This is a genomic window from Lentilactobacillus sp. Marseille-Q4993 (genome assembly GCF_951230165.1).
Classification (GTDB): domain Bacteria; phylum Bacillota; class Bacilli; order Lactobacillales; family Lactobacillaceae; genus Lentilactobacillus.
The window spans coordinates 22,737-30,179 of the sequence record NZ_CATNVB010000033.1 but is presented as its reverse complement, the minus strand read 5'-3'; the positions used below and the strand labels follow the sequence as shown (position 1 = coordinate 30,179).

6 protein-coding genes, 1 rRNA gene and 1 riboswitch are annotated in these 7,443 nt (G+C 41.4%); of the genes, 4 read left to right on the top strand and 3 right to left on the bottom strand.

The genetic code is table 11. The features are described from left to right. The first annotated feature begins 10 nt into the window (after nucleotides 1–10). A 5S ribosomal RNA gene (gene rrf, locus QOW94_RS09505) occupies nucleotides 11–127 on the top strand. 81 nt (nucleotides 128–208) lie between these two features. Further along, nucleotides 209–1,483, top strand: coding sequence for a cation:dicarboxylate symporter family transporter (locus QOW94_RS09500; RefSeq protein WP_283680184.1), 1,275 nt, complete (start codon nucleotides 209–211; stop codon nucleotides 1,481–1,483). A gap of 592 nt (nucleotides 1,484–2,075) precedes the next feature. Beyond that, nucleotides 2,076–2,244: riboswitch (M-box (ykoK) riboswitch) on the bottom strand. Nucleotides 2,245–2,297: 53 nt separating this feature from the next. Here the strand turns inward: QOW94_RS09500 and QOW94_RS09495 are convergent. Continuing rightward, nucleotides 2,298–3,812 carry a multicopper oxidase family protein gene (locus tag QOW94_RS09495; RefSeq protein ID WP_283680182.1) on the bottom strand — a complete coding sequence of 505 codons (1,515 nt, stop codon included), beginning with the start codon at nucleotides 3,810–3,812 and terminating at the stop codon, nucleotides 2,298–2,300. 97 nt (nucleotides 3,813–3,909) lie between these two features. On the opposite strand from QOW94_RS09495, the gene QOW94_RS09490 reads away from it, so the two are divergent. Both QOW94_RS09490 and QOW94_RS09485 read left to right on the top strand, forming a co-directional pair. After that, entirely contained in the window at nucleotides 3,910–4,254 is a 345-nt protein-coding gene (locus QOW94_RS09490; protein ID WP_283680181.1) for a hypothetical protein, read from the top strand. A 69-nt stretch (nucleotides 4,255–4,323) separates the two neighbouring features. After that, nucleotides 4,324–4,536, top strand: coding sequence for a hypothetical protein (locus QOW94_RS09485; protein WP_283680180.1), 213 nt, complete (start codon nucleotides 4,324–4,326; stop codon nucleotides 4,534–4,536). Nucleotides 4,537–4,618: 82 nt separating this feature from the next. Here QOW94_RS09485 and QOW94_RS09480 read toward each other — a convergent pair whose 3' ends face one another. Both QOW94_RS09480 and gnd read right to left on the bottom strand, forming a co-directional pair. Continuing rightward, nucleotides 4,619–5,665 carry a 2,3-butanediol dehydrogenase gene (locus QOW94_RS09480; RefSeq protein WP_283680178.1) on the bottom strand — a complete coding sequence of 349 codons (1,047 nt, stop codon included), beginning with the start codon at nucleotides 5,663–5,665 and terminating at the stop codon, nucleotides 4,619–4,621. Between the two features lie 200 nt (nucleotides 5,666–5,865). After that, entirely contained in the window at nucleotides 5,866–7,296 is a 1,431-nt protein-coding gene (gnd, locus tag QOW94_RS09475) for an NADP-dependent phosphogluconate dehydrogenase (RefSeq protein WP_283680177.1), read from the bottom strand. Nucleotides 7,297–7,443: the final 147 nt, after the last annotated feature.

Here is a 7,443-nt window from a genome sequence, read left to right as displayed (position 1 = left end):
ATGAATATAGTGTGGTGGCGATAGCCAAAAGGATACACCTGTTCCCATGCCGAACACAGAAGTTAAGCTTTTGCACGCCGATAGTAGTTGGGGGATCGCCCCCTGCGAGGGTAGGACGTTGCCACGCAATTCAGAAAGCCTTTGATAGTTTTTAACTATCGAAGGCCTTTCTTTTATATAAAAATTTAGATAGATTGGGTGGAGAGAAATGAAACATTATAAGTGGTACCGACTATCACTTGGTTGGCAGATTATGCTTGGTTTAGTGATGGGGATTATTTTGGGAGTTGTTTTTTACGGTAATCAGATTGCTATAACAACAATGCAAAATATTGGAACCATGTTTATTAGCCTAATTCAAATGATTGTGTTACCAATCGTGGTTTCCTGTTTAACTGTCGGGATTGCAAGTATTGGTGATATTAAGAAATTAGGTCGGGTTGGACTTAAAACGTTAATTTACTTTGAATTAATGACCACGATTGCAATTGCCGTAGGAATGGTAGTTGCCAATGTTTTACATCCAGGAACAATGATCAACATTCATTCACTGCATTCCAGTGACATTTCTCAATACATGGCGACTGCAAAAGCCGCAAAACATTCTGGAATTTGGGAAACCCTGATGGGAATTATTCCAACCAACATCTTTGCTTCGCTTAGCAAGGGTGATATGATGCCCGTTATCTTCTTCTCAGTTTTCTTTGGTCTTGGAACTGCAGCAATTGGTGAGAAGGGAAAAGTGATTATTGACTTCTTACAGGCCGTTTCAGAGGTCATGTTTAAAGTTACTAACTGGGTAATGCACGTGGCTCCAATTGGAGTTTGTGCATTAATTGGGGTAGCGTTGGCTGAAATGGGAATCTCGGCATTAATACCGCTTGGATACTTTGTGATTATTACATACGCAACGATGATCTTCTTTATCATTGTTGTTATGGGGCTAGTTGCTCGACTTTTTAAGTTTAATATTTTCCATTTGCTAAAGGTTATCAAAGATGAAATTGTTTTAGCCTTTTCAACAGCAAGTTCAGAGGCTGTGTTACCACGAATGATCGACAAAATGGACAAGTTTGGGGTTAGTCAGGGAATTGTATCGTTTGTTATTCCGACTGGCTACACGTTCAATTTGGATGGTTCAGCAATCTATCAATCGATTGCAGCTTTATTCTTAGCCCAGGCATATCATATTCACCTGTCACTTGGCCAACAGATTACTTTGTTAGTTGTCCTTATGATTACGTCTAAGGGAATGGCAGGGGTCCCAGGAGCCTCATTCGTGGTCCTCCTAGCCACGATTTCCACAATTGGGGTTCCAGTTACCGGACTTACATTTATCGCTGGAATCGACCGTCTTGTCGATATGGGACGGACAGCAGTTAATGTGGTTGGTAATTCACTTGCTACGGTGATTATTGGAAAATCTGAGCATGAATTCGATCAGAAAAAATCTGATGAATACTTGGCAACTTATAATAAATAGGGAAAACAAAAAACACCAACGAATTTACGTTGGTGTTTTTATAATGATATTATTGATAGTCAGCAGTTAACTTTCAAAAATAAGTTTCCACTGTATTCCTGGAGGTATATCCCTCATAATTACTTAACTATCAGTTGGTTGGCAATATTCTCGACGAACTAATTTCTCCCCACAAGGTCTCCCAAGCAGTGAAGCGTTTACCGATTACTCGACCAGACACTAGCACGTCAATGCCAAATTGTCCGGAACCACTGAGAAACTGTTTCAATCGAATTCCCATCGAGTTTTGAGGTAAGAACAAACGAATACGAGAGGTTTCCTGTGACGAATTTGGCTGCAAAGCCAACAAGCAGGAACTTAACTATTCTTACCGACAAAACGTGTATTTGGTTGCTGATGGGAAAACCGATTGAAACAATTTCTCTTTAATTGGTTAGAATGAGAAAGCCATTCCAACCGATTTTCCCTTGGTAGACTGGTGTTTAGACGCTCCAGGATCTATGAATTCTGCTGTCATGACTTTCACCTCCGAGTAATGTTTTTTATAGAATAAAAAATGTCCAACCCCGATTGGCTGGACATCATAAAAACACTTAGCAGCCAATCGTTGAGCTTTAGCACTATACAGCGTAGTTAGAAAGAAATAACAGCTACGTTAGTTCAAGCCTTAATCTGACTAGAACAGCTGACTCATTGGCGTTTTTCGACGTTTCTGAGCAGTAGCATTTTCTGTATAGGAGCCTCACCTAACGGCGTATTCATTTTTTACTCTATAAGTAGTGTATCATCTGGAATTATCAATAGCAAGAAAAATCTACATATCCATTCCAGGAATGTTAAGATCTTCTCGCTTAACACCACGTTCTTCCGCAAATGCATTCATCAAAGTATCCATATCCATCAGTTTGTAAGTCTGTGGCCGATCTGGATCGTAGACTTCAAACTGGGCCATCATACCGCCATCCTCATGCTCGATAATATGACAATGGTTCATGAAAACGCCAAGATGTTCAAACCAAACTTTTAGGACTACAACTTCCCCTGGGTTAACGCTAACGGTATCTTTAAGACCGTTTTCGTTTGGATACGGAGCATGACCATTTCTGGAAATCACTCTAAACTGGGTTCCGTGCATGTGGTATGGGTGAATCATGCCGGACTCTTTGTCGTTCGTGTTAACGATTTTCCAGAGCTCAACGTTGCCAAGCTTCTGTTTGTCATCTATTCGCTGCATATCAAACTTCTTACCGTTAAGTTCGACCATTTCATCCATTCCCGACATTGCCACTTGGTGAGGTGTTGTTCCGGGAGTAACTTCTGGATCTGGAATATCAACTAAGTGATCAGGAAGAGTCACATTTTCACGAGCAAACTCATGAATTTTGAATTTAAGGATGGCAATATCGTCACAGTAAAGCGTAACCTCATCGCCTGGTTTATAATCACCAAAATCAACGATTACTTCGGCCCTCTCGGCACAAGTAAGCATTAAGTGGGTAAACTTAACTGGTTCTGGTAAAACGCCGCCATCGGACGCAATTTGAGTAAATTCGAGGTCGTTGCTAAAGTGGAGGCGCCATTCACGACGGTTTGCTCCGTCTAATAAGCGCAACCGAACCCGCTGAGTGGTGACGTCAAAATATGGGTTAACTGTTCCGTTGATCAGTGGCACCTTGCCCTGAACCCCATCTGGATCATAATCAGCTAAGTAATCTAACTGGTTGTTTTCGTCAAAACTTCTATCTTGCAGAATCACAGGAATATCATCCACTCCATAGTTTCTTGGGAATGGTAGTTTTGCTTCAATATCATCCTTAACAACAACTCCAGTGGCTAAGCCCTTCCAAACGTGTTCAGCGGTAGATGGACATGGGTGAGCATGGAGCCAAAGGGTTGCAGCTGGCTGGTCACATTTAAAAACAATTTCTGAGCTTTCGCCGGGATATACTGGCGCGTGACAGCCACCGTCAGTATATGGTCCCGGAACGTTTAGTCCGTGCCAGTGGAAAGTGGTTAGTTCGGGTAGTTCATTCTTCAGGGTAATGTGAATCATTTTTCCCTGTTTGAAAATAATAGTCTTGCCTAGATAATCGGTATTATATCCCCAAGTCTTAGTCTTTTGGCCTGGTAGGAATTGAACTTCTCCCTCCTGAGCAATGACCGTATAGTACATATCTGTATCAGTTTCTTTATCTGGAGCTAGCACTTCCGGCACCTTAAGCGGTTGTTCGGGAACGTTTTGTTCCTCCAATTGAATAAAACCGCCATCGTGGGTGTTGAATGCTGGTTCATCAAAAAAATAATCTGTGTAAACCTTATCGTTTGCCAAATAAATCCCCTCATTTCAGTTGGTGTACCTTAATAATACTACTGAAACCGGTTTTGTTTAACCTAGTTGTGGCATAATAGAAGTAGGAGGTGGCACCATGGCAAAAAAAGTTAGTATTGATGAACTTAGTGACAGCGCCAAAAAGGTAGCCGTTCAAGACTTTATTGGTTTTTATTTTGATAGGTATAAGGTAAATAACCTTGAAATAATTTCCATGTATAAGGTTGATTACTTCTTAACTGATCTCAATCACTTTGTATTTGAAAATCAGGGATTCACCCCACAACAAATTAAAGACGCGCTGTTTGATCGTCGAAGCAACAGCATTGTCAAAGTAATTTCGACGATTGACCCAGAGTATTACGATACTGGCAAACTAGTAGTTGGTACTTGGGACGACTGGTATGACCAACAGTTTGAAAAAATCAGTAGTCGCGACTAGGCCGTTTAATATACTTTCCTGTTTTAATTTGCTATTATTTAGGTAGATTCAAGGATAGGAGGGGTTCTAATGACTAACAACCAAAAACCATTAAAGTACAGAACCAAAGTGGACGTTAAGCAGTTGCTGAATAACCGAACAGTGATGTCGATCAAGGTACCAACCATTCAAGCTCGAAAAGAGGCGCAACGGTTGATCGAAAACTCGGTAGATCAGGGAATAACCCCTTACTACCTTAAGGACGAGGCAAAAAAGCGGTTGAGTGGCTCACACTACGAGTAAGATTTTAATTTTAATCAGGAACAAAAAAACTACAACGATAATTTCCTTTGTGAAATTATCGTTGTAGTTTTTATTTATATACTTACTCTTTAGCTAAATCAATCAAGATCTTAGCTTGTGATTTATCAGTGGTGAGGGCTTCAAACCCATCATCAACGATATCATCGAGATCAATGTGTTTAGTGATAACTGGTTTTACATTGATTTGACCACTAGTTACTAAATCAACGGTTTGCTGGAATGTCTTCATTGAGTATGCAATCGTTGTGGTTACCTGAACCCCGGCATTCATTAATTGCATTGGATCAAACTGAATTGGGCGGGCAAAAATCGAAACGATAACCATTTTGCCCCGGGCCTTAGTTGCATCAATTGCTTGCTCGAACGTTGGTTGAACCCCAGCAACTTCAAAAGCAACGTCGACACCACCGGGAACAATTTCGCGAATCTTGTTAACTGCATCTTCGTTTGCTGGGTTGATCACGTCAGTTGCGCCCATTTCAGTTGCCTTACCAAGACGAACATCGGAGAGATCGACTGAAATAATTTTGGTTGCTCCAGCTGCCTTTGCTGCCGCAGCTACTAACACGCCGATTGGTCCAGCCCCGAAAATAGCTACCGTTTCACCAAACTTCAATTCACCTTCCTTGACCGCCTGAACTGCAACCGCGGTAGGCTCAATGGTTGCGGCTAGTTCTAATGGAAAGTCTTGTGGTAAGAGGTAAAGGTTTTCTTCGGGAACGTTGACTAGTGATGTAAAACCACCATCACAGCTCAAGCCAATGAAGCTGTATCCGTCATAAACATCTACATCGTCCGGAACGTTGTGGTGGGTGATGGTAGGATTAATTGAAACGTGGTCACCAACCTTGAATTTGGAGACGTTACTACCAACTTCTTCAATTACACCAGAGAACTCGTGACCCATTGTCAGAGGAGCGTGACCGCCGGTTAACTCATCAACGTGATCAACGGGGATGAATACGGGGCCTTCCAAGTATTCGTGTAAATCGCTACCACAAATACCTGCCCAAGCTACCTTAACAACGACTTCGTTTTCCTTATGAGGTTTTAAATCTACATCTTCAACCCGAATATCCTTAACTCCGTGCCATACAGCTGCTTTCATGTGAATCGTCTCCTTTTTGTGAGTGAAATTAATGAGAAACCGCGGTTTAAGAAAGCGGTTTCATAACCAACCTAATATTATCATTTATTTCACAAACTAGGGGAAATGTTGACGTTTAATTTTAGCGATAAATAGAAAAAACACTAGTGATAACCTCAACGAGATTATTACTAGTGCTTTTAACTTCAGAAATTAAATTTCTATTGTTCTTCGTACCATGGGTAGTGGAAGCTACCTGGACGGTCAACCCGTTCGTAAGTGTGAGCACCGAAGTAATCACGTTGTGCTTGCAATAAGTTTGCAGGAACAACTTCTGAACGGTATGAATCGTAGTAAGATACGGCAGCTGCAAGTGATGGAACTGGAACTCCAGCCTTAGTTGCAAGAGCAACCACGTCACGAGCAGATTCTTGATACTTCTCACAAATATCAGTGAAGTAAGGGTCAAGAAGAAGGTTTTGAAGAGCTGGGTTCTTGTCGTAAGCATCAGTGATGTTTTGCAAGAAACGAGCACGGATGATACAACCAGCACGCCAAATCTTAGCCATTTCGCCTAACTTAATGTTCCATTCGTATTGGTCTGAAGCAGCCTTTAATTGAGCAAAGCCTTGAGCATAACTCATAACTTTACCGAAGTACAATGCTTCACGAACCTTTTCAACGATTTCCTTCTTATCGAAGTCAACGTTGCCCTTAGGAGCAGGAAGAACTTTAGAAGCAGCAACCCGTTCGTCTTTGATCATTGAGATGAAACGAGCGTAAACTGATTCAGTGATAAGAGATTGGTCAACACCAACTTCAAGAGCATCTTGTGAACTCCACTTACCAGTACCTTTGTTAGCACCACGATCAAGGATCATGTCAACGATAGGCTTAGTTTTGTCGTCACCCAAGTCATCCTTACGAGTAAGAATGTCAGCAGTGATTTCGATAAGGTAACTTTCAAGTTCGCCCTTATCCCATTCTTTAAAGATGTCAGCTAATTCATCAACTGAGTAGCCAGCAAGGTTTCTTAAAATGTTGTAACTTTCATCGATTAACTCTTCGTCACCGTATTCGATACCGTTGTGGACCATCTTTACGTAGTGACCAGCACCGTTAGGGCCGATGTAAGTAACACATGGTTCGCCATCAGCAGGAGCCTTGGCAGCGATTTGCTTAAGGATTGGTTCAACCAAATCGTAAGCTTCCTTTTGGCCACCTGGCATAAGTGAAGGACCTTGAAGAGCACCTAATTCACCACCAGATACACCCATTCCGATGAAGTTGATTCCTGATTTATCAAGTTTAGCGTTACGATCCATAGTATCGTGGAAGTTTGTGTTACCACCATCGATTAGGACGTCACCCTTGTCAAGAAGGGGAAGTAATTCGTCGATAACGGCATCAGTTGGCTTACCAGCCTTAACCATCAACACGATTCTCCGTGGAGTTTCTAGTGAGTTGACGAAATCTTCAACTGTGTAGCTAGGAACTAACTTCTTTTCGCTATGATCCTTCATAACGTTTTCAGTCTTTTCCTTTGAGCGGTTAAAAATACCTACAGTGTATCCGCGACTTTCGATGTTAAGGGCAAGGTTCTTACCCATAACAGCCATTCCGACAACACCAATGTTTGCTTTTTCAGCCATCTTCTACCATCCTTTTCATTTGTAATTCTAATATCGTACGTAACAAGTTTAACACTGCACAAGCAAATAGTGAACCGTTAAGTATTATTATGAAAATAACTTACATGCCAACTTATTTATGATTAACGATAGGTACGAAACGGTTAT